This is a genomic window from Cupriavidus sp. 05N39, from assembly GCF_056397325.1.
Window position 1 is genome coordinate 58772 of sequence record NZ_JBFTNE010000021.1, and the last position, 21446, is coordinate 80217.

At 64.5% G+C, this 21446-nt stretch carries 19 protein-coding genes; 12 read left to right on the plus strand and 7 right to left on the minus strand.

Annotation, left to right across the window (positions count from 1 at the left end):
* Window positions 1-127: 127 nt before the first annotated feature.
* Window positions 128-1291: a metallophosphoesterase gene (locus AC1DN0_RS12740; RefSeq protein WP_441628929.1), complete on the plus strand. Its 1164-nt coding sequence runs from the start codon at window positions 128-130 to the stop codon at window positions 1289-1291.
* Between the two features lie 91 nt (window positions 1292-1382).
* Here the strand turns inward: AC1DN0_RS12740 and ettA are convergent, their stop codons facing one another.
* Window positions 1383-3050 (minus strand): energy-dependent translational throttle protein EttA, encoded by a 1668-nt coding sequence (gene ettA / locus AC1DN0_RS12745; protein WP_477145756.1) that lies wholly within the window; start codon window positions 3048-3050, stop codon window positions 1383-1385.
* Between the two features lie 76 nt (window positions 3051-3126).
* Complete coding sequence (locus AC1DN0_RS12750; protein WP_441628925.1) at window positions 3127-3870, minus strand: FadR/GntR family transcriptional regulator; 744 nt, start codon at window positions 3868-3870, stop codon at window positions 3127-3129.
* A gap of 421 nt (window positions 3871-4291) precedes the next feature.
* Between AC1DN0_RS12750 and AC1DN0_RS12755 the strand changes: the two genes are divergently transcribed.
* The 7 genes from AC1DN0_RS12755 to AC1DN0_RS12785 all read left to right on the plus strand — a co-directional run bounded on the left by AC1DN0_RS12755 (window position 4292) and on the right by AC1DN0_RS12785 (window position 11411).
* On the plus strand, window positions 4292-6037 hold the full coding sequence (locus AC1DN0_RS12755) for an IlvD/Edd family dehydratase (RefSeq protein ID WP_441628922.1): 1746 nt from the start codon (window positions 4292-4294) through the stop codon (window positions 6035-6037).
* Between the two features lie 88 nt (window positions 6038-6125).
* Window positions 6126-7298: an ABC transporter ATP-binding protein gene (locus AC1DN0_RS12760; RefSeq protein WP_441628919.1), complete on the plus strand. Its 1173-nt coding sequence runs from the start codon at window positions 6126-6128 to the stop codon at window positions 7296-7298.
* Window positions 7295-8617 carry an ABC transporter substrate-binding protein gene (locus tag AC1DN0_RS12765; RefSeq protein WP_441628917.1) on the plus strand — a complete coding sequence of 441 codons (1323 nt, stop codon included), beginning with the start codon at window positions 7295-7297 and terminating at the stop codon, window positions 8615-8617. Before AC1DN0_RS12760 ends, AC1DN0_RS12765 begins: the two co-directional genes overlap by 4 nt.
* 110 nt (window positions 8618-8727) lie before the next feature.
* Complete coding sequence (locus AC1DN0_RS12770) at window positions 8728-9627, plus strand: carbohydrate ABC transporter permease (RefSeq protein WP_441628915.1); 900 nt, start codon at window positions 8728-8730, stop codon at window positions 9625-9627.
* Window positions 9624-10505 carry a carbohydrate ABC transporter permease gene (locus AC1DN0_RS12775; protein WP_441628913.1) on the plus strand — a complete coding sequence of 294 codons (882 nt, stop codon included), beginning with the start codon at window positions 9624-9626 and terminating at the stop codon, window positions 10503-10505. Before AC1DN0_RS12770 ends, AC1DN0_RS12775 begins: the two co-directional genes overlap by 4 nt.
* A gap of 127 nt (window positions 10506-10632) precedes the next feature.
* Complete coding sequence (locus AC1DN0_RS12780) at window positions 10633-10857, plus strand: hypothetical protein (RefSeq protein ID WP_441628911.1); 225 nt, start codon at window positions 10633-10635, stop codon at window positions 10855-10857.
* A gap of 59 nt (window positions 10858-10916) precedes the next feature.
* Entirely contained in the window at window positions 10917-11411 is a 495-nt protein-coding gene (locus tag AC1DN0_RS12785; RefSeq protein WP_441628969.1) for a M48 metallopeptidase family protein, read from the plus strand.
* Window positions 11412-11437: 26 nt separating this feature from the next.
* Here AC1DN0_RS12785 and AC1DN0_RS12790 read toward each other — a convergent pair whose 3' ends face one another.
* Window positions 11438-11815 carry a hypothetical protein gene (locus AC1DN0_RS12790; protein WP_441628909.1) on the minus strand — a complete coding sequence of 126 codons (378 nt, stop codon included), beginning with the start codon at window positions 11813-11815 and terminating at the stop codon, window positions 11438-11440.
* A 2-nt stretch (window positions 11816-11817) separates the two neighbouring features.
* On the minus strand, window positions 11818-12831 hold the full coding sequence (locus tag AC1DN0_RS12795) for a Bug family tripartite tricarboxylate transporter substrate binding protein (protein ID WP_477145757.1): 1014 nt from the start codon (window positions 12829-12831) through the stop codon (window positions 11818-11820).
* Between the two features lie 98 nt (window positions 12832-12929).
* On the opposite strand from AC1DN0_RS12795, the gene AC1DN0_RS12800 reads away from it, so the two are divergent.
* The 3 genes from AC1DN0_RS12800 to AC1DN0_RS12810 all read left to right on the plus strand — a co-directional run bounded on the left by AC1DN0_RS12800 (window position 12930) and on the right by AC1DN0_RS12810 (window position 15640).
* On the plus strand, window positions 12930-13889 hold the full coding sequence (locus AC1DN0_RS12800; protein WP_441628905.1) for a LysR substrate-binding domain-containing protein: 960 nt from the start codon (window positions 12930-12932) through the stop codon (window positions 13887-13889).
* Between the two features lie 155 nt (window positions 13890-14044).
* Window positions 14045-15049, plus strand: a complete 1005-nt coding sequence (locus tag AC1DN0_RS12805; RefSeq protein ID WP_441628903.1) for a polysaccharide deacetylase family protein — start codon at window positions 14045-14047, stop codon at window positions 15047-15049.
* Between the two features lie 42 nt (window positions 15050-15091).
* Window positions 15092-15640: an ester cyclase gene (locus AC1DN0_RS12810; RefSeq protein WP_477145758.1), complete on the plus strand. Its 549-nt coding sequence runs from the start codon at window positions 15092-15094 to the stop codon at window positions 15638-15640.
* 35 nt (window positions 15641-15675) lie between these two features.
* Here the strand turns inward: AC1DN0_RS12810 and AC1DN0_RS12815 are convergent, their stop codons facing one another.
* Together AC1DN0_RS12815 and AC1DN0_RS12820 are read right to left on the minus strand one after the other, a co-directional pair.
* Window positions 15676-16998, minus strand: a complete 1323-nt coding sequence (locus AC1DN0_RS12815; protein ID WP_441628899.1) for a PQQ-dependent sugar dehydrogenase — start codon at window positions 16996-16998, stop codon at window positions 15676-15678.
* Between the two features lie 283 nt (window positions 16999-17281).
* On the minus strand, window positions 17282-18160 hold the full coding sequence (locus AC1DN0_RS12820; RefSeq protein ID WP_441628967.1) for an endo alpha-1,4 polygalactosaminidase: 879 nt from the start codon (window positions 18158-18160) through the stop codon (window positions 17282-17284).
* Window positions 18161-18934: 774 nt separating this feature from the next.
* On the opposite strand from AC1DN0_RS12820, the gene AC1DN0_RS12825 reads away from it, so the two are divergent.
* The gene (locus tag AC1DN0_RS12825; protein ID WP_477145759.1) at window positions 18935-20338 is read left to right on the plus strand and encodes a tyrosine-type recombinase/integrase; all 1404 of its coding nucleotides are present in this window, start codon (window positions 18935-18937) and stop codon (window positions 20336-20338) included.
* Window positions 20339-20485: 147 nt separating this feature from the next.
* Here AC1DN0_RS12825 and AC1DN0_RS12830 read toward each other — a convergent pair.
* Window positions 20486-21446: Kiwa anti-phage protein KwaB-like domain-containing protein (locus AC1DN0_RS12830; protein WP_477145760.1), on the minus strand; the 961-nt coding region annotated here is incomplete at its 5' end.

The following is a 21446-nucleotide window of genomic DNA, read 5'->3' on the forward strand; positions in this document are numbered from 1 at the left end:
CTGCGAGCACGCAGGCTGCGAAACACTGGCTCTTCGCCTGCGGTTACACCTGCGCCATCGCGCCGGAATGATGTAAAACAAAACAGGACGCCACAAATTTCCGTGCGCCCGCTCTCCTGGAGGCGGCATGCCCCCTCGCACCACCGTTTTCGTCGCGGCCATCGTGGTCGGCCTGTTGCACGGCTACATCGGCCTGCGCCTGTTACCCGACCTGCCCGTGGCGTTCGCCGTCAAGGCACTTGCCGTGGCGTGGCTGGCGCTGTCCTGGCCGCTGATCCCCGCCGGCCTGCTCGCGCGGCGCCTGGACCAGCCATGGTGCGACGCGCTCACCTGGGTAGGCATGCTGGCGATGGGGTTCTTTTCCTCTCTGCTGGTGCTGACGCTGGCGCGCGACATTGTGCTGCTGGCGGGCGCCGTCACTGGCTGGCACCCGGCCTGGCTGCTGTCGCGCACCGCTGCCGCGGTACCGGTGCTGGCGCTGCTGGTTACCGCGCTGGGGCTGTTCAATGCGCGGCGGCTGGCGCAGGTGGTGGAGGTGGAAGTGCCGATCGCCGGCCTGCCCGACTCGCTGCACGATTTCACCATCGTGCAGATCAGCGATATCCATGTTGGCCCCACCATCAAGCGCGCCTATCTGGAACGCATCGTCGCGCGCGTCAACGAGTTGCAGCCGGACGCCATCGCCATCACCGGCGACCTGGTCGACGGCACGGTACGCGAGCTGGCGCCGCACACGGCGCCGCTGGGCGACCTGAAGGCGCGCCACGGCACGTTCTTCGTCACCGGCAACCACGAGTACTACGCCGGCGCCGAGCCGTGGATCATCGAACTGCGCAGGCTGGGCCTGCAGGTGCTGATGAACGAGCACGTGGTGATCGGGCAGGATGAAGACGCACTGGTGCTGGCCGGCGTGACCGATTATTCCGCCCACCGCTTCGACGAAAGCCATCGCAGCGACCCGGCGCGCGCGCTGGACGGCGCGCCATCTGTCGTCGCCGCGCGTGTCCTGCTGGCGCACCAGCCGCGCACCGCGCCCGCCGCTTCCAACGCTGGCTTCGACCTGCAGCTTTCCGGACATACGCATGGCGGCCAGTTCTGGCCGTGGAACCTGTTTGTGCCGATGCAGCAGCCCTATACCGCCGGGCTGAACCGGCATGAGGCAATGTGGGTGTATGTGAGCAGGGGCACCGGCTATTGGGGGCCACCCAAGCGCTTTGGCGCGCCGTCGGAGATTACGAAGCTGAAGCTGGTGCCCAAGCCAGCGCCGCCGCTCAATGCGGATGTGGCGTAATACGCGGACACGCAAAAAGCAAAGGGCCCCGCGCGAGCGGGGCCCTTGTCCGTTGGCGGCCCGTAACCGGATGCCGCCAGGATGATCGTGCTTATCGCGCGATAGGCTTGTAGCGGATACGCTTCGGCTTGGCGCCCTCTTCACCCAGGCGGCGCTTCTTGTCCGCCTCGTATTCCTGGTAGTTGCCAGGGAAGAACTCCACGTGCGACTCGCCTTCGAATGCCAGGATGTGGGTGGCGATCCGGTCCAGGAACCAGCGATCGTGCGAGATCACCATCACGCAGCCCGCAAACTCCAGCAGCGCGTCTTCCAGCGCGCGCAGSGTTTCSAYGTCCAGGTCRTTGGACGGTTCATCGAGCAGCAGCACATTGCCGCCGGAGATCAGCGTCTTGGCCAGGTGCAGACGCCCGCGCTCGCCGCCCGAGAGCGTGCCCACGTGCTTCTGCTGGTCCGAGCCCTTGAAGTTGAAGCGGCCGATATAGGCACGCGACGGCGTTTCGTAGCGGCCCACGGTCAGCACGTCGGCGCCGCCTGAGATCTCCTCGAACACGGTCTTGCTGCCGTCGAGCGCATCGCGGCTCTGGTCCACGTAGGCCATCTTCACGGTCGGGCCCACCTTGATCTCGCCGCTGTCCGGCGTTTCCTTGCCGGTGAGCATGCGGAAGAAGGTCGACTTGCCGGCGCCGTTCGGGCCGATGATGCCGACGATGGCGCCAGGCGGCACCTTGAAGCTGAGGTCATCGATCAGCAGGCGGTCGCCATAGGCCTTGCTCACACCGTTGAATTCGATCACCTCGTTGCCCAGGCGCTCACCCGCGGGGATGAAGATTTCCTGGGTTTCGTTGCGCTTCTGGTATTCCTGGCTGTTCAGTTCGTCGAAGCGCGCCAGACGCGCCTTGGACTTGGCCTGGCGCCCCTTCGGGTTCTGCCGCACCCATTCCAGTTCCTTGTGCAGCGCCTTCTGGCGGGCCGACTCGCTAGACTCTTCCTGTTTCAGGCGGGTTTCCTTCTGGTCCAGCCAGGAGCTGTAATTGCCCTTCCAGGGGATGCCGTGGCCGCGGTCCAGTTCCAGGATCCATTCGGCCGCGTTGTCCAGGAAGTAGCGATCGTGGGTCACAGCCACCACGGTACCGGGGAAGCGCGTGAGGAACTGCTCCAGCCACTCCACCGATTCCGCATCCAGGTGGTTGGTGGGTTCGTCTAGCAGCAGCATGTCSGGGCGCGACAGCAGCAGGCGGCACAGCGCCACGCGGCGCTTCTCGCCRCCGGACAGRTKGCCCACCTTGGCGTCCCAGGGCGGCAGGCGCAGCGCGTCGGCTGCGATTTCCAGCTGCAGTTCGGCGTTGTTGCCGTCGCTGGCCGCGAGGATCGCTTCGTACTTGGCCTGGTCCGCCGCCAGCGCGTCGAAGTCGGCGTCCGGTTCCGCATAGGCCGCGTAGATCTCATCGAGCTTCTGGCGTGCCTCGAACACGCCGCCCAGCGCGGCTTCCACCGATTCGCGCACCGTCTGTTCGGGATCGAGCTGCGGTTCCTGCGGCAGGTAGCCGATGTTCAGGTTGGGCATGGGCGTGGCCTCGCCCTCGATCTCCTTGTCGATGCCCGCCATGATCTTCAGCACGGTCGACTTGCCCGAGCCGTTCAGGCCCAGCACGCCGATCTTGGCGCCCGGGAAGAAGGACAGCGAGATGTCCTTGAGAATGTGACGCTTGGGCGGAACGATCTTGCCCACGCGGTTCATGGTGAAAACGTACTGTGCCATGCGAATCCGAGTGAATTGGGGGAGGTGAAATGGGGGAATCGGCCAAGTGTAGCAAAGCCGGTCCGGCCGCGGCCCGTCAGGACGCTTTCCCGGCGCGCAAGTTGCCGGCCGGGCGCCTGCGCGCGCGGGTCAGGCTGGACGTCAGCCGGCGGTAGGCGATATCCATGTGCCGCTGTATCAGCGCGCGCGCCAGCTCGGGATCCTTGCCGCGCAGCGCCGCCAGCACGGCGCGGTGCTCCGTGATCGCCCGCGCCCATACCTCGGGCGTTTCGAAGTGGCTGTCCAACTGATCGAACAGCGGGCCCAGGCGCAGGTCGAAGAGCCGCCGCACCACGCCCACCAGCACGCTGTTGCCGGTGGCCTCGGCCACGCGCACGTGGAACAGGCGGTCGGCATCGAGCGGCGTGAGGCCCGCGGCGGCATCGGCGGCCATCTGCGCGATCGCCTCCTCGATGGCGTCGAACTGGGCCTTGCGCCCGCTTCTTGCCGCCAGCGCGGCAACCTCGCCTTCCACCAGCGCGCGGGCGCGGATCAGTTCGAGCGGTCCCTCCTCGCCGGACAGGTCGAAGCCCGCATCGGCGTGCGAAGGTGGTTCGCACACATAGATGCCCGAGCCCATCCGCACTTCGATATAGCCCTCGACCTCGAGCGCGATCAATGCCTCGCGCAGCGACGGCCGGCTCACGCCGAGCTGCACCGACAGATCCCGCTCCGCCGGCAGGCGCGAGCCCACCGGAAACTCGCCGGCCAGGATCAACCCGCGCAACTGGTTGCTGATCTGGCGGTAAAGGCGCTGTGGCTCGATCGATTGGATAGGCATGGACAAGCAGCCCCGAGTGGCCAGCACAGATCTCCAGTGCGCGAATCGTGCGCTGGCGGTTGCGGTGTTTCGCAGTCCCGCGCCGCCGGCTCGCGGCGCGAGATTGGTTTGACCAGTTGTCCAGTCCGCTGAAGTCTAGGCAGCGCGCTGTTCAATGTCCAGGCGCAACGCGAATGCACTGCAGCATCGGCAACGGCACCGCGCGCGGCGGTAGAGACGGCAGTAGAGACCCCTAATTGGTAATACCAGTTTACCTGTCGATAGTCCTGAACTAGACTCCGCTCACTCGGCATGCGCGCGGCAAGGCAGTGGCGGTCGCAGGCATCCGGATCTGCATCGCACAAGAAAGCGGGCATCAGCACACGTGGCGCGAAAGCGCTGGACGTCGCTACGCGGCCCCCGCAGAACGCAGGAGACCCGAGTGAACGACGAAAAACCGCCGAAGCCCCCGGTGCACCCCGTGCGCCGCAGCCAGGCCTGGTTCGGCCGGCTTGACCGCGATGGCTTCATCTACCGCTCGTGGCTGAAAAACCGCGGCATTCCCCACGATCAGTTCGACGGCCGCCCGGTCATCGGCATCTGCAACACGTATTCCGAACTCACCCCCTGCAACTCGCATTTCCGCACGCTGGCCGAACAGGTCAAGATCGGCGTATGGGAAGCGGGCGGCTTTCCGCTCGAATTCCCGGTGATGTCGCTGGGCGAGACCATGCTGCGCCCGACCGCGATGCTGTTCCGCAACCTGGCCAGCATGGACGTGGAGGAATCGATTCGCGGCAATCCGATCGATGGCGTGGTGCTGCTGATGGGCTGCGACAAGACCACGCCGGCGCTGATGATGGGCGCGGCGTCCTGCGACCTGCCCACCATCGGCGTCTCCGGCGGCCCGATGCTGAGCGGCAAGTTTCGCGGCGGCGAGCTGGGCTCCGGCACCGATGTCTGGAAGATGTCGGAAGCGGTGCGGGCCGGACAGATGTCGCAGGAGGATTTCTTCGAAGCCGAAAGCTGCATGCACCGCTCGCATGGCCACTGCATGACCATGGGCACCGCGTCGACCATGGCCAGCATGGTGGAAGCACTCGGCATGAGCCTGCCCGGCAACGCCGCGATTCCGGCGGTGGACGGCCGCCGCAATGTGCTGGCGCGCGCCTCGGGGCGCCGCATCGTGGAGATGGTCAAGGACAACCTGGTGATGTCGCGGATCCTCACCCGGCCTGCCTTCGAGAACGCCATCCGCGTCAACGCGGCGATCGGCGGCTCGACCAACGCGGTGATCCACCTGCTTGCCATCGCCGGCCGCATCGGCGTCAAGCTGAGCCTGGAAGACTGGGACGCATTGGGTCACGAGCTGCCCTGCCTGCTCGACCTGCAGCCCTCCGGGCGCCACCTGATGGAAGACTTCTATTACGCCGGCGGTCTGCCGGCGGTAATCCGCGAACTGGGCGCGGTGCTGGCGCGCGACGCGCTGACCGTCAACGGCAAGACGCTGTGGGACAACTGCAAGGACGCGCCCAACTGGAACCGCGAAGTCATCCACGCCTTCGACGCGCCCTTCAAGGCGAACGCGGGCATTGCCGTGCTGCGCGGCAACCTGTGCCCCGACGGCGCGGTGATCAAGCCCTCCGCCGCCACCCCGGCGCTGCTCAGGCACACGGGCCGCGCGGTGGTGTTCGAGAACAGCGAGCATATGCACCAGCGCCTCGACGACGAATCGCTCGATGTGGACGAAACCTGCGTGCTGGTGCTCAAGAACTGCGGCCCGCGCGGCTACCCCGGCATGGCCGAGGCCGGCAACATGCCGCTGCCGCCCAAGGTGCTGCGCAAGGGCATCACGGACATGGTCCGCGTCTCGGATGCGCGCATGAGCGGCACTGCCTACGGCACAGTGGTGCTGCACGTGGCGCCCGAGGCCGCGGCCGGGGGCCCGCTCGCGCTGGTGCGCGACGGCGACATGGTGGAGCTGGATGTACCCGCGCGCAAGCTGCACCTGCATGTCGGCGACGAGGAATTGCAGCGCCGCCGCGCAGCGTGGCAAGCGCCTGCGCTGCCGATGGAACGCGGCTGGACCCGGCTCTATGTCGAGCACGTGCAACAAGCCAACCTGGGCGCCGACATGGATTTCCTGGTGGGCAAGAGCGGCGCCGCCGTACCCAAGGACAACCACTGAGACGCGTTGTCGCAACGCGGCTTTCCGCAGCTTTGCATTCGCGACGAACGGCCGCTCCCGGCATGAACGGCCAACGGAGACACCACGCATGGCATCGGTTCAGATTCGCGGCATCCAGAAGTACTTCGGCAGCACGCAGGTCATCCGCGGCGTGGACATCGACATCGCCGACGGCGAGTTCACCGTGCTGGTGGGACCATCCGGCTGCGGCAAATCCACGCTGTTGCGCATGATTGCCGGGCTGGAGGAAATCACCACCGGCGAGATCGCCATCGGCGGCCGGGTGGTCAATCGCCTGCCGCCAAAGGAGCGCGACATCGCCATGGTGTTCCAGAACTATGCGCTCTACCCGCATATGACGGTCTACGACAACATGGCTTTCTCGCTCAAGCTCGCCAAGGGGGATAAGGACGAGATCAGGCAGAAGGTGGACAAGGCTTCCGCCATTCTCGGCCTGGGCAGTTTGCTGGATCGCTACCCGCGCCAGCTTTCGGGCGGCCAGCGGCAGCGGGTGGCGATGGGACGCGCCATCGTGCGCGATCCGCAAGTGTTCCTCTTCGACGAGCCGCTCTCCAACCTCGACGCCAAGCTGCGCGTGCAGATGCGCGCGGAGATCAAGGAGCTGCACCAGCGCCTGCGCACCACCTCGGTCTACGTCACGCATGACCAGATCGAAGCCATGACCATGGGCGACCAGATCGTGGTGATGCGCGACGGCCGCGTGGAGCAGCGCGGCAAGCCGCTGGACCTCTACGACCATCCCGACAATCTCTTCGTGGCCGGTTTCATCGGCTCGCCCGCGATGAACTTCGTGCCCGGCGTGCTGCGCCGCCAGGGCGGCGATACGGTTGTCGAGTTTCCCGATGGCACGCGCCTGCCGCCCCCCACGCGCTTCGACGCCGGCGCCGGGACCGACGGCCAGCGCGTGATCTATGGCGTGCGGCCCGAGCACCTGAGCCTGGACGCGACCGGCCAAGGCCTGCGCAACCGCGTGTCGGTAGTCGAGCCTACCGGCGCCAACACCGAGATCTATTCGCGCTTCTGCGAAACGGACTTCATCTCGATATTCCGCGAGCGCCATGACTTCGCCGCGGGCGACATCCTGAACCTCGTGCCCGACCACCAGCACACCCACCTGTTCGATGCCGACACGGGCCAGTCGCTGCTGCGGCACGGCACGCCGGATGCGCAGGGTGATCCGGGAAACAGGCATGACCAGCACGGGGCGGAACCCCTGACCACGGAGGAGACAAAACGATGAGCGCACCGACCAACTTCACGAGACGCGATTTCCTGGCATCCACGGCTGCCGTCGCCGCCACCACGGCGCTGGGCGGCCATGCCTTCGCCGCGCCCGCCCCGCTGCTGTACAAACCGGAAGCGGGCGCCAAGCTGCGGGTGCTGCGCTGGAAGCGCTTCGTGCAGGGCGACGAAGACTTGTGGAACGCCAACACCAGGAAGTTCTCCGAACTCACCGGGATCGAGGTGCGGGTCGACAACGAAGGCTGGGAAGACGTGCGCCCCAAGGCCGCCGTGGCGGCCAGCGTTGGTAGCGGGCCGGACATCATCGTCGGCTGGTTCGACGACCCGCAACAGTATCCCGACAAGCTCGTCGACATGTCGGACCTGGCCACCTACCTCGGCGGCAAATACGGCGGCTGGTACGACGTGTGCCGCAAATACGGCACGCACAACGGCAAGTGGATCGGCCTGCCGCTGGGCGTGGTGGGCAACGCGCTGGTCTATCGCGAGAGCCATGTCAAGGCAGCGGGCTTTGAGACCATCCCCAAGGACCTCGCCGGCTTCCTCAAACTGTGCCAGGGGCTCAAGGCCAAGAACACGCCCTGCGGCTTCGCGCTGGGCAAGGCGGTCGGCGACGGCAACAACTGGGCGCACTGGCTGCTTTGGTCGCATGGCGGCATGCTGGTCGATACCAAGGGCAAGGTCGTGGTCAACTCGCCCGAGACCTGGGCCGCGCTGGAGTATGCCAAGCAACTCTATGCCACCTTCGTGCCCGGCACGCTGTCCTGGCAGGACCCGTCGAACAACAAGGCCTTCCTGGACGGCCAGGTCAGCCTGACCGCCAACGGCATCTCGGTCTACTACGCGGCCAAGAATTCGAAGGAGCCCAAGCTGCAGGAGATGGCGCGGGACATCCAGCACGCGCACTTCCCGATCGGCACGTCCGGCAAACCCACCGAACTGATGCAGATCACGCAAATGATGCTGTTCCGATATTCCAAGTTCCCGAACGCGGCCAAGGCCTACCTGCAATTCATGATGGAACCGGAGCAGTACAACCCATGGATGGAAGCCGCCATCGGCTACGTCAGCCAGCCGCTCAAGGCCTACGAGGCCAACCCGATCTGGACGGCCGATCCCAAGCACACCGTCTATCGCGACTCCGCCGCGCTGATGCTCGACAACGGCCACGCCGGCCCGCTGGGCACCGCTTCGGCCGCGTCCATGGCTGACTACATCGTGCTCGACATGGTGGCCGAGGCGGCCAGCGGTTCCAAGACGCCGAAGGAGGCGGCGGCGCGCGCGGCGCAGCGTGCCGAGCGCTACTACAAGGCGTGATGTCGCMAACGCCCGAAGCAGGGAAGGCGCGGCGGCACACCGCCGCGCCGCCGTTCTGAAGATCCGGTCCGGCGTTTCCAGCGCCGGACCGGCAGCCGCCGAGGTGATCCATGCTATCCCGCCTGTTGAACAACCGCCATACGCTGGGGCTGCTGTTCATGCTGCCCACGGCGCTGTTGCTGCTGGTCTTCCTGACATATCCGCTCGGCCTCGGCGTCTGGCTCGGCTTCACCAATACCAAGATCGGCGGCACCGGCGAATGGATCGGGCTGGCCAACTACAGTTACCTGGCCGGCGACTCGCTGACGCAACTGGCGCTGTTCAACACGCTGTTCTACACGCTGGTGGCCAGCGTGCTGAAGTTCGCGCTGGGGCTGTGGCTGGCGCTGCTGCTCAACAAGAACCTGCCGTTCAAATCGTTCTTCCGCGCCATCGTGCTGCTGCCGTGGATTGTGCCGACGGCGCTGTCGGCGCTGGCCTTCTGGTGGATCTATGATGCGCAGTTTTCCATCATCAGCTGGAGCCTGGTCAAGCTCGGGCTGATCGACCGCTATATCGATTTCCTCGGCGACCCGTGGCTGGCCCGCTTCTCCACCATCGCCGCCAATGTCTGGCGCGGCATTCCCTTTGTCGCGATCTCCCTGCTGGCCGGGCTGCAGACCATCTCGCCCACGCTGTACGAAGCGGCATCGATCGACGGCGTCACGCCGTGGCAGCAGTTCCGCTATGTCACGCTGCCGCTGCTGACGCCGATCATCGCGGTGGTGATGACCTTCTCCGTGCTGTTCACCTTCACCGATTTCCAGCTGATCTACGTGCTCACGCGCGGCGGCCCGCTCAACGCCACTCACCTGATGGCCACCCTGTCCTTCCAGCGCGCGATTCCCGGCGGTTCACTGGGCGAAGGCGCGGCGATCGCCACCATGATGGTGCCCTTCCTGCTGGCTGCCATCCTGTTCTCTTACTTCGGCCTGCAGCGGCGCGGCTGGCAACAGGGAGGCGACAAATGAAAGCGAAAGCGATGAGCGCGCCCGAGCAGCAGGGCATGGACTACCTGCAATCGATACCGCGGCGCTGGGTGACCATCTACATCCCACTAGGCATCTTCGTCTTCGTGCTGCTGTTTCCGTTCTACTGGATGGCGATCACCGCCTTCAAGCCGGATGGCGAACTGCTGATGCGCAGCGCCAACCCGTTCCTGGTGATGGCGCCCACCTTCGCGCATTTCAAGAAGCTGCTGTTCAACACGCCCTACCCGGCCTGGCTGCTCAATACCGTGATCGTCTCGACGGTATCGACCTTCGCCTCGCTGGCCGCCAGCGTGCTGGCCGCCTACGCGATCGAGCGGCTGCGCTTCCAGGGCGCGAAGCAGGTCGGGCTGGCCATCTTCCTGGCCTACCTGATCCCGCCCTCGATCCTGTTTATCCCGCTGGCATCGATCGTGTTCCAGCTCGGCCTGTTCGATACGCGCTGGGCGCTGATCCTGACCTATCCCACCTTCCTGATCCCGTTCTGCACCTGGCTGCTGATGGGCTACTTCCGCTCCATCCCTTACGAACTGGAAGAATGCGCGCTGATCGACGGCGCCACCCGCTGGGAGATCCTGGTCAAGATCATCCTGCCGCTGGCCGTGCCGGGACTGATCTCGGCCGGCATCTTCGCCTTCACGCTGTCGTGGAACGAGTTCATCTACGCGCTGACCTTTATTTCCTCGTCGGAAGTGAAAACGGTGCCGGTGGGCATCGTCACCGAGCTGATCGAGGGCGACGTCTACCACTGGGGCGCGCTGATGGCAGGCGCCTTGCTGGGCTCGCTGCCGGTAGCGCTGGTGTACTCGTTCTTTGTCGAGTACTACGTGTCGGGCATGACGGGGGCGGTGAAGGAATAGGCGGCAAAGGGCCGGACAAGCGCAACGGCACCGGGCATGAACGCCTGGCAAGGGCAGGTTAAAATGCCCGTTGTCCCGCCGCCAACCGCCGGCACCGCCGAACCACCCCGTATTCAAGCCCGATCCGATGAGCAAACCCGCCCGCACCCTCACCTTCAAGTGCAAGAAGTGCACCAAGCCCGTCACGCTGTTTCTGCAGAAGGTATCCGCCTGTTCGCACATCACGCCATACCAGGGCTGGTGCAAATGCGGTGAGCTGGTTCGTCACGCCACCGGCGACAAGGATGCGGTCGAGTCCTTCGTCTCCTCCGTCGACGGCAACTGGGCACACCACCACCATCACCACCATTGAGCAACCGTAGCCATCCCGCTCCCGCCAGCGAAACCTGGCGCCCCGGCGCCAAGGATCCGCTGCGCTTCCTGAGCGCGTATCCCGATGCCGTGCTCGACCAGGTGCGCCAGCTGGTTGCCGCCAATCGCCTTGGCGAGCACCTGGCGAAGAAATACCCGGCCCGGCACACCGTGCAGACAGACCGCGCGCTGTACGACTACACCGCCGAACTGAAGCAGGAATTCCTGCGCACCGCGCCGCCGGTCCACAAGATCGCGTTCGACGCGAAGATCGACGTGGTGCATCGCGCGCTCGGGCTGCACACCGCCATCTCGCGCGTGCAGGGTGGCAAGCTCAAGGCCAAGAAGGAAATCCGCGTGGCCTCGCTGTTCAAGGAAGCGCCGCCCGAATTCCTGCGCATGATCGTGGTGCACGAACTCGCGCACCTGAAGGAAAGCGATCACAACAAGGCGTTCTACCGCCTGTGCGAATACATGGAGCCGGCGTATCACCAGCTCGAGTTCGACACGCGCCTGTTCCTGGCGTGGCGTGAACTGGAGCAGGCACAGCGCTAGCCCCCTCGCCTCTCAAGCCTCAAGCCTCAAACCGCGCCCGGGCTCACCACCACTGTCTTCCGATACGTCCCCTGTGCCGCCAGGCGATGCAGCACGCACACCTGCACGTTGCCGGCGAAAGCGGCCTGCCTGACGGCTGCCGCCATATGCGCCAGCACGACCGCGGCCATGGCGGCCTGCACCGGCTCCGGCCGCGCATTGGTCATCACGAGATGCGTCACGACGAAGCCGGCTTCGGGGTCGTCGCCGGTCAGCGCAACCTCCGCCACCAGCAGGCGGCTCTTGAGATCCGCCAGTTGCGCGTAGCCATGCCCTGCGAGTTCGCGGTGCACGCCGGCGAACACATGCGCGAAGTCGATCCTGTCCGCGAGTTGCCGCGTGGTTTCGGTAATCAGGTGCGGCATGATCAGTCCGGTTTCACCGAGGCGGAGGATACGGCGCGGGTCCAACTCGCCTGCGCCTGCGACAGGAACTGGCGGAAGCCGGCAGGATCCAGCGGCCGGGCTTCCACGCCAAGCGCCAGCAGGCGTTCCTGCATCTGCTTGTCGGCGAGCACCGCATTCAGCTCGTGGTTGAGCCGGTTGAGGATATCGCCCGGCAGCTTGCCCGGCGCCATGATTCCGTACCACGGCGCCGCGTCGAAATCGCGCACGCCTTGCTCGCGCATGGTGGGCACCCCCGGCAGCAAGGCGGAGCGTCGTGCGCCGGTCTGCGCCAGCGGCACCACCGTGCCGGCTTTGATGTGCGGCAGCAGCAGCACGGGGCTGTCGAACATCAGCGCAATCTGCCCGCCCAGCAGATCGTTGATGGCGGGGCCCGACCCCTTGTAGGGAGAATGCAGCAGGCGCGCGCCGGTAGCCTGCGAGAACATCGCCCCGATGATGTGCTGCGGCGTGCCGTTGCCCGCCGAGCCGTAGGCGATGGTGTCGGGCGCCGCGGCGGACGCGCGCACCAGCGCGGGCACGGAATCGAAGCGCTGCCCGCGGGTGCCCGCCACCAGGATGAACGGCACCGTGCCGATCAGGCCGACGCCGGCCAGGTCCTTCGCTGGATCGTAGGGCAGCGCGGGATACAACGCCTTGCCGACCGAGACCGGCCCGACCGCGCCCAGCAACAAGGTATAGCCATCGGCAGGCGCCTTGCTGACATAGTCGCTGCCGATGGTGCCGCCCGCGCCGGGCCGGTTCTCCACCACCACCGGTTGCTTCAGGCGGACCTGCAGTTCTTTCCCGATCAGGCGGGCGAGCGAGTCGGTGGTGGCGCCGGGCGCATACGGCACCACCAGGYGGATCGGGCGATCCGGATAGGCAGCGCTGGCCGCTGGCGCGAATGTCAGGCAGAGCGCGGCGGCTGCGAGCGCGGGCGACAAGAAGGCAAGCAGCCGGCGGTTGCGCCGGTCGGCGCTGGAATGGCATGACATGGGGGTCTCCTGGTGTTTTCCATGTTGTGCATGCATTCCAGCAGTTACGACATGCTCTGTAAAATGATGAATCGATTTTCAATTCATCACGACAGATTATGAGATCAACGGCCACGCCCGAAGCCATGGACCTGCGCCTGGTCCGCAGCTTCATGGCCGTTGCCCGCCATGGCAGCGTGACCGCCGCGGCCGATTCGCTCGGCCTGACGCAACCGGCCTTGTCACAGCACCTGCGCATCTTCGCGCAGAGCCTGGGGGTGCCGCTGTTCGGACGCGTGGGCCGCAAGCTGGAACTGACCGATGCGGGCAGGCAACTGGTTCTGGCGCTCGAACCCGTGCTCGATCAGCTCGAACGGGTCATCGTATCCGCAGCCTCTCAGCGCGGCGCGGTGGAGGGCACGCTGCGCATCGGCGCCACCCATACCTATCTTTCCGCGCTGGTGATGCCTGCCGTGCAAGCGCTGGTCGATGCGCATCCGGGGCTGGATATCCAGGTGTTCGAGTTTGCCGCCGCCGAGGTCGACCGTTCCCTGCTGGACGGACAGATCGATCTTGGCCTGGCGTTTGCGAAGGACGCGCCAAAACGCATCGAACAGGTGCCGCTGTTCTCGGAAACGCTTGCCTTGATCGCACCCGGACACAAGCTGCCACGCGAACAGGAAACCGTGACCCTGGCGCAACTGGGAACGCTGCCCCTGGCGCTGCTGCCCGAGCGCTTCGCCATGCGCCGGCAGATCGACGCGGCCGCGCAGGCCGCCGGCATCGTGCTGCGGCCCCGGCTGGAAGGCCCCAGCGTGGAAGCCTTGCTGCGCGCCGTGCTCGGCGGCCGCCTGTACACCATCGCCAGCCCGCTGGCGCTGCATATCGCCGGCACGCAGCGCAGCGGCAGCTTCGCCGGGCTGGCCTACGCGCCGGTCGCGCATCCCGGCTTCAGCCGCACGGCCGCACTGCACCGGCGCCGCGGCCGGCCGGATAGCCCCGCCGCCACAGCTTTCATGGAAACGCTCGGAAAGGTGATCCGGGACGCCGCCGGCAGCGGGTATCTCATACCCATCTGACGCGTGCCTGGCGCCGCCAACTCTTATCGTTTCGCGCGGCGCACCAATTAACAAACTGTTTTTGAAATTGATAGTTAAAAATGGATATTTATCAATTTCAGCTTGAATCATAAAGTCCGTACTCATGCAACCGCCGCAAGGCAAGGAAACCGAACATGAGCACGAACCAGCCCACCAGACCGACGACGCGCGCGCCGCGGATTCCGCGCCGCCACTTCCTGGGCAGCGCAGCCGTACTCACCGCTGCGCTGCCGCTGGCCGCAGCTGCAGCCGGCGGCGCCACCGCGCACCCCGGCCAGGCGCGCCAGCAAGCTCGCGCCGGCCGCACCCGATTCTGGCCGGATGGCGCGCAACTCGTCATCTCCATCTCAATGCAGTTCGAGGCCGGCGCCCAGCCCGAGCGCGGCGCCAGCGGCCCCTTCCCTCCGCTCGACCCCAAGTACCCGGACTACCCGCTGCAGTCTTGGTACACCTACGGCGTGCGCGAAGGCATCCCGCGTCTGCTGGACCTGTGGGACCGCGCCGGTATCAAGGTGACCTCGCATATGGTGGGTCAGGCAGTCGAGCGCCATCCCGAACTGGCGCGCGAAATCGTCGCGCGCGGGCACGAAGCCTCGGGCCATGGCCAGACCTGGGAGCCGCAATACAGCATGAGTGCCGAAGCGGAACGCGCCAGCTACGTGCAGAGCATCGACACCATCCAGCGCGCCACCGGCACGCGGCCCCTCGGCTTCAACGCCTTCTGGATGCGCGGCTCGCCCAATACGCTGCCGATCCTGCAGTCGCTCGGCTTCCTCTATCACATCGACGACCTCAGCCGCGACGAGCCATCCGTGCTGCAGGTAGGCGGCAAGCCGTTCGCCGTGGTGCCCTACACCGTGCGCAACAACGACATCGTGCGCTTCGACTCGCCATCGACCACGGCCGAAGACATGCTCGGCGAACTGAAGGCGGAGTTCGATGTGCTCTACGCCGAAGGCGCCCACCGCCGCCGCATGATGTCCATCAGCACGCACGACCGCATCTCCGGTTCCCCGGCACGCGTGCGGGCGCTCGAAGCGTTTATCCGCTACGCCCAGGGCCATGCCGGCGTGACCTTCATGCGCAAGGACGACATCGCCCGCTTCGCGCTCGGCGCGAGCGACGTGCCGGCGGCATAAGCCAGGGCAAAACCACGAACATACAGACGAGTACAAGCCGACATGAAAACCACAAACCTCGCGCCAGTACGCGCATTCGTAGCCGCCCTAGGCGTCGCCCTGTTACCGCTATCGCAAAGCGCCGCCGCTGCCGGCGACGAGCTGGTCCACCCGCAGCACCTGGCCCAGGGCGCCGGCCAGCCGTCCGCGGCAGCCGCGCTTCTCGCCGCCCGCCGCTACGCCACCTTCTGGCACACCGGCGACGAACGCTACGCCACGCTCGCACTCGCCCCGGACTTCAGCGACCGCACGCTGCCGCCCGGCCGCGAGCAAGGCCTGCGCGGCCCGTTGCAGGCCTCCAGGGGATTCCGCGCCGCGGTACCGGATCTCAGCGCGGAAATGGAAGACGTGGTCATCGCCGGCGACCGGGTCGCGGTGCATCTGCGCTTTCGCGGCCACTTTACCGGGGCGTTCGGCGACAGCAAGGGCCAGGGCCAGCAGATCGACTTCCAGGCCTTCGACCTGTACCGCGTGGCGAACGGCAAGATCGTGGAGAACTGGCATCTGGAGGACAACCTGGGCCTGCTCAGGCAGATGKGGGTGAGCAAGTAGGCGTTGGGCCACAACATGCGCGGTGCGTGGCGGTACTACTTCGCCACGGCCACCCGCCAAACCACATTGCCGACATCGTCGGCAACCAGCAGCGCCCCGCGCTTGTCGATGGCCACGCCTACCGGCCGCCCTTGGGCGTCGCCGTCCTTGTCAAGAAATCCCGTCAGCACATCCACAGGCGGACCTGCCGGTCTGCCGTTGGCAAACGGCACGAAGATCACCTTGTAGCCGCTGTGCGGCTTGCGGTTCCACGAGCCATGCTGGCTGACAAACATACCGTCCTTGAACGCAGCCGTGAGCGAGTTGCCTTGCGACGAGGCGAGGCCAAGCGAGGCGGTGTGCGGGCCGACCGCGTAATCGGGCGGGATGGCCTTGGCCACCATTTCGGGCCGCTGCGGCTTCACGCGTTCGTCCACATGCTGGCCGTAGTAGCTAAAGGGCCAGCCGTAAAAGGCCCCGTCGCTCACCGAGGTAATGTAGTCAGGCACCAGATCGCTGCCGATTTCGTCGCGCTCGTTGACCGAGGTCCACAGCGCTCCGCTGGCGGGCTCCCACGCCATGCCGTTGGGATTGCGCAAGCCGCTGGCGAAGATGCGATGCGCTCCGGTCTTTGGATCGACTTCCCAGATGGCCGCGCGGCCCTCCTCCTTGTCGATGCCGTTCTCGCCGACGTTGCTGTTCGAGCCGACGGTGACATACAGCTTGCCGCCGTCCTGGCTGGCGATGATGTTCTTGGTCCAGTGATGGTTGATCGGGCCAGCCGGCAGGTCCACCACTTTCACGCCGGGTGCGGTAACCTGGGTCTGTCCGGGTTGGTAGGGGAAGCGCAGCACGGCATCGGTGTCGGCCACGTAGAAATCATTGCCGACCAGCACCATGCCGAAAGGCGAATGCAGGTCCTTGAGGAAAACCGAGCGCGCATCGGCCACGCCATCGCCATCGGTGTCGCGCAACAGCGTAATGCGATCGGCACTCGGCACCCCCGCGCCGGCGCGCTTCATCACCTGTTTCATTACCCAGCCCCTGATGCCCTTACCATCGTCGGGTTTTGGCGGTGCGTTGGTCTCGGCAACCAGCACATCGCCATTGGGCAACACGTAGAGCCAGCGGGGATGATCCAGTTTGTCGGCAAACGCCACGGCGGACAGGCCGTCCGCCGCCACCGGCTTGGCGCCATCGGCCCAGCCCTTCGCAGGGGCGATGTGCACGGTTGGCAGCATGGTCTTGTTCGGCGCCGGCAACTGCGGCGTGAAGCCGGTGCCCGCTGACACTGGCAGGGTTGCGGTTTCGCCGCACGCCGCCAGGCCGGCCACCATCAGCACGCTCAGCGACAGGAGGGATAGACGCGGCACGACCATGTTCGGCTCTCCGGCAAGACTCGCCTCGCCCCGGGCGGATGCGCCGCCGGAATGCGAAAGCGCGATGAACGCAAGCGGCCGGCCCAGCCTGGCGCCGGTAGCCGGAGGACGCCCTCGCCTTCACTATAGGACGCACGCGGCACAACTTCTGTCGGCATGCCGGAAGCCGCGCGTAAGACAAAGACGGTGCGTGCGATGCCATCGCCTGTCCCGCACCTGGCGCGGGGAACGCCGCGTCGGAAAAGCTGGTGCTGGAAGCTTGCAGTTGCCGGCTATGGTTCGCTCAATCGCAAGCGTAGCGGAACGCGTCATCCAGGTTCAGCGGCAGCACCAGCGTGCGAAGATGCGCCGCCTTTGCCGAAGCACACAGCGTTGCGCGCGTCGCCGCATCCTTGTACTTCGAGGCGTACTCCACGTTGAACACTGCCTTGCCCTGGGCCGTGAACGGCGTGTAGGTAGCGCACTCCTTGTACTGGAAGCACTGCTCGTTCACCGCGAAATCGAAATCCGCCGCCAGTTGAGCGATCTGGTCCACGTCGTTCTTCAGGCCCACGGCCAGCCCGCGCGCATGCGCCTCGGCTGCGAGAAAACGGTTGTAGTCCAGCTGCGTGACCGCTGTCAGCGGGAGACCCGGCTTGTTGGCATAGCCGTCGACGTTGTCCGGGTCCACGCCATCGCAACCCTTCGACTTCGCCAGATCCATGCGCGCCTGCATGATCTTGCGGACGTTGGGCGAGCGCGTATCCAGCCAGCGCTCTCCCGCCCAACCCGACAGGGCCTTGCCCATATCGGCCGCCGCAAACTGCTTGAAATCCGGGCGCCAGTTTTCTGAGCTGCCGGCGGAGAAATAGCAGACTACGCGCTTGCCCTGCGCCTTCAGCGCATTGATGGTTGCTTGCGGCGTATCCACCAGATCGATATCGAAGACCTGCGCGGGGTAGTTCGTGTTGACCGTGCTGGTCAATTGCAACTGCCAGGTGTCCGCGGCGGCCGGCATCCAGCGCGAAGGGGCCAGAGTTTGCGCTGAGGGAGACAGGGTAGCGTTGGAGGCAGAGGCAGGAGCGTTCACCGCTGACACGGAAATGGCGGAGGCGTCCGGCTCCGCCGATGCGCCATCGCCTCCGCAAGCCGCCAGACAGGTAATCGAGACCAGCCATGCCATACGTGCAAGTTTCCGGATCACGGAGGCTTTCCTTTTTGGGTTGCTTTGGTTGGCTGATGGAATGGGGAGGTGCGGAGGCACCCTGCCAGGTTGTCTGGCAGGGGGGGATCTTGAATGGTTTCCCGAACGCTACGGTAGGCGGGTTGAATGACGGGCGCAAGACGGGGATATGCAATCGTTGTATCGCGATCCGGCGCCCGGAGCTCAGGGCAGGTTGCTTTCGAATCGGTCCGATTCATCACACATTCGCTGCTCGACTACGATCCCCGCTGGATCCGGCAACGGCATATCTCGACATGCGGAGGGCTGAATCGATCGAAGATTCGCCGGGCATGATCAGCCAGGGCAGGCTGGCCGTTGATCTTTCCTCGATCCAGACGGTCGATGACTATATCTGTGGTCTCGGATAGAAGCGTTCGCGGCAAGTCGCGCAGTTGTTAGCGGTGCCAGGCGTGACGACTGCGCCCGCCGTACGGGAGAACCGAATCTTCAACCCGCTCAAAAACAAAACGGGCTACGCAAATCGCGTAGCCCGTTTTGGAATTCTGGTGCCGGCTGCAGGACTCGAACCCGCCACCTGATGATTACAAATCAGCGTTAGTGGACATTACCCTACGTTGACTGAGATCCCTGTGGCCATGCAAATACTTAAAAATAAAGGGGTTTTTCGTTGACGCCCGGTGATATCTCGTTGACCGGGATAGATCGAATACCGCACAATCCGGTTACATAGCGGTTACATGGAACCGTGTAACCCGGTTTGTAGGATTCTGCATGGCAAAAATCAACTTCACCGCTGCCCGGGTAGATGCTCACCAGTGCCCCCAAGGGAAAGCGCAAGCTTTTCTGTGGGATGCGATTTCCCCTGGCCTCGGTTTGCGCGCTACCGCCAGTGGGGCAAAGTCATACGTCTTCCAGGGCAAGATCCACGGACAAACCGTCCGCCTGACCATTGGGGATCCGCGTAGCTGGACAATCAGTAAGGCTCAGGAGGAAGCCAGGCGCCTGCAAACGCTGATCGATGCCGGCCAGGATCCGCGTGAAGTCAAGGCCGAGCAACGGGCCAGCTATGAGGCAAGGCGGGCGGCGACGGCTCGGGAGAGCGTGACGGTTGCCGAAGCTTGGACAGACTACCTTGAGCATCTGCGTACGAAAATCTCCCCCAAGACTAAGAAGCCAAGGTCCGCAACCTACATCAATGACCACATCAAGCTTGCCGCGCCAGGCGGGATGCCTGCCAAGCGAGGCAGCAAGCAAACCGAACGCGGACCGCTTTACCCACTGATGGCACTGAAGCTCTCCGGCCTGACTGCCAAGACTGTTGCCACGTGGCTGGAATCCGAGGTGCCTGCCCGGCCGACCAGTGCCGCATATGCATTCAGGATGCTCAAGGCCTTTGCACGCTGGTGCGAAGGACAAGACAAATACGCAGGCACCATCCCGACCGACTGCTGCACCTCCCCCAAGGTGACCGGCGCCCTGCCAAGCAGCAATACCAAGGACGGCGATAGCCTTCAGCGCGAACAACTTGCCACCTGGTTCTCCGCTGTGCGCGCCCTGCACAACCCGGTGCAGTCCGCCTACCTGCAAGGACTTCTCATTACTGGTGCGCGCCGGGAAGAACTCGCAGCTCTGCGCTGGGATGACGTGGACTTCCAATGGCGAAGTCTGCGCATCGCCGACAAGATAGAAGCCGGGCGCGTGATTCCCCTCACGCCCTATCTGGCTTCCCTGTTGCTCAATCTCAAACGCCTCAACGAAACCCCGCCGACTGCCCGGCGGCGGCGGACGCTCGAAGCACGAGGCGAGAAATGGGAGCCTTCTCCCTGCGTATTCCATAGCCTCAATGCTGCAAAGGGCCGGATTGCCGAGCCAAGGTATGCACACAACCAAGCCATCGAGGCAGCCGGCCTGCCCCACGTGACGCTACATGGCCTGCGCCGGTCGTTCGGCACGCTATCCGAGTGGAGCGAGGTTCCCGTTGGCGTCGTGGCACAGATCCAAGGGCACAAACCTTCAGCGCTAGCCGAAAAACATTATCGTCGCCGGCCACTCGATATGCTTCGAATGTGGCACGACAAGATCGAGGCATGGATGCTGGAGGAAGCGGGAATTAGCTTTCATCAAACTTCAACGGCGGACCAAGAGGCAGCGGCTCAAACAGCGCCATCTGCTTGACCGGCGGAGACCTCACTGCCCATGCGCGGCACTCACGCAGACGATCAATTTAGTGAGCGCTAAATCCCTATGGCAGCGCCCTCAACTCGTTGATGTAATGACCCAGTAAAATTCTCGCGCGTCTAGCTCATGCTTGGTTGGAGCAACTCACTGACCAACAGGTGTGGTCGATGGCACGTCGTACTGGTTGTCGGATAGCTCCGATCGCAGACGATGATCCAGCAGGACGTGCAAGATGTCGCGCATTTTTTCTTGGGTAGCGACGATTCGCCCCTGATCGTCGAACTGTATACCCCAACTGCGGAGTCCGTTGATCTCGCGAAGACGGATCATGTAATCCGGGTTCTGGTAATAGCCACGCGCCTTGATCACCGCCATACGGCGCAAGTGCGTAGCGTTTTTGCCGATGAAGGCGTCAAAAACGGCGAAATCAGCAATAGCGGCTGAAAAGCCTTCCTCTTGCTTCAGTTCTGCATATGCCTCTTCGTAGGTGTCTTTGTGATTCAGCAGAGATTCAAAAGCAGGTTTGCTGCTCATGAGAACGCTTTCTCCCACGACAAAGAAGTCAAAACTACGGGAGATGCTAAATGACGGGTTATCCATGATATCGAGGCCCGCCTCAGTGAAGAAGATATTCATCATGCCCTTCTTCTTTCGGGTTCCCCAGTCTGCATTTGCCTTCTTGACACAGCAAATCACCGAGTCACCGTGGCGCAGACGAAGAACGTACCCCGCAGCGTTATTAAGCTGCTTCACGTGCTTTACCAAACATTCCTCCAAAGGCTGATCAATCAGCTTTTGGAGGTAAGGAAACAGAGTCTCCTCGCGTGAAACGGCAAGGAAGCCTCCTTCGCTCGGCTGACTGAGCAAGTTGTACTCTTCAGCGATGGTGTGACTGGTTTGGTAGCTCGAAACCAGTCCTTTGAGTTGATCTCTCAAGGCGTCGCTCATCACGACTGAAACGGCTGTAAAGGGATTCATTTGCCCAGTCGCCGGGCGCTTCTTGAATACCCATAGTGATGCAGTTGCCTGAGCAACGTCAAAGGCCCCAAAGGCTTGCAGATCTTGCACTACCGTCATTTCTCTCCCCGATGCAAAACGTAGATTC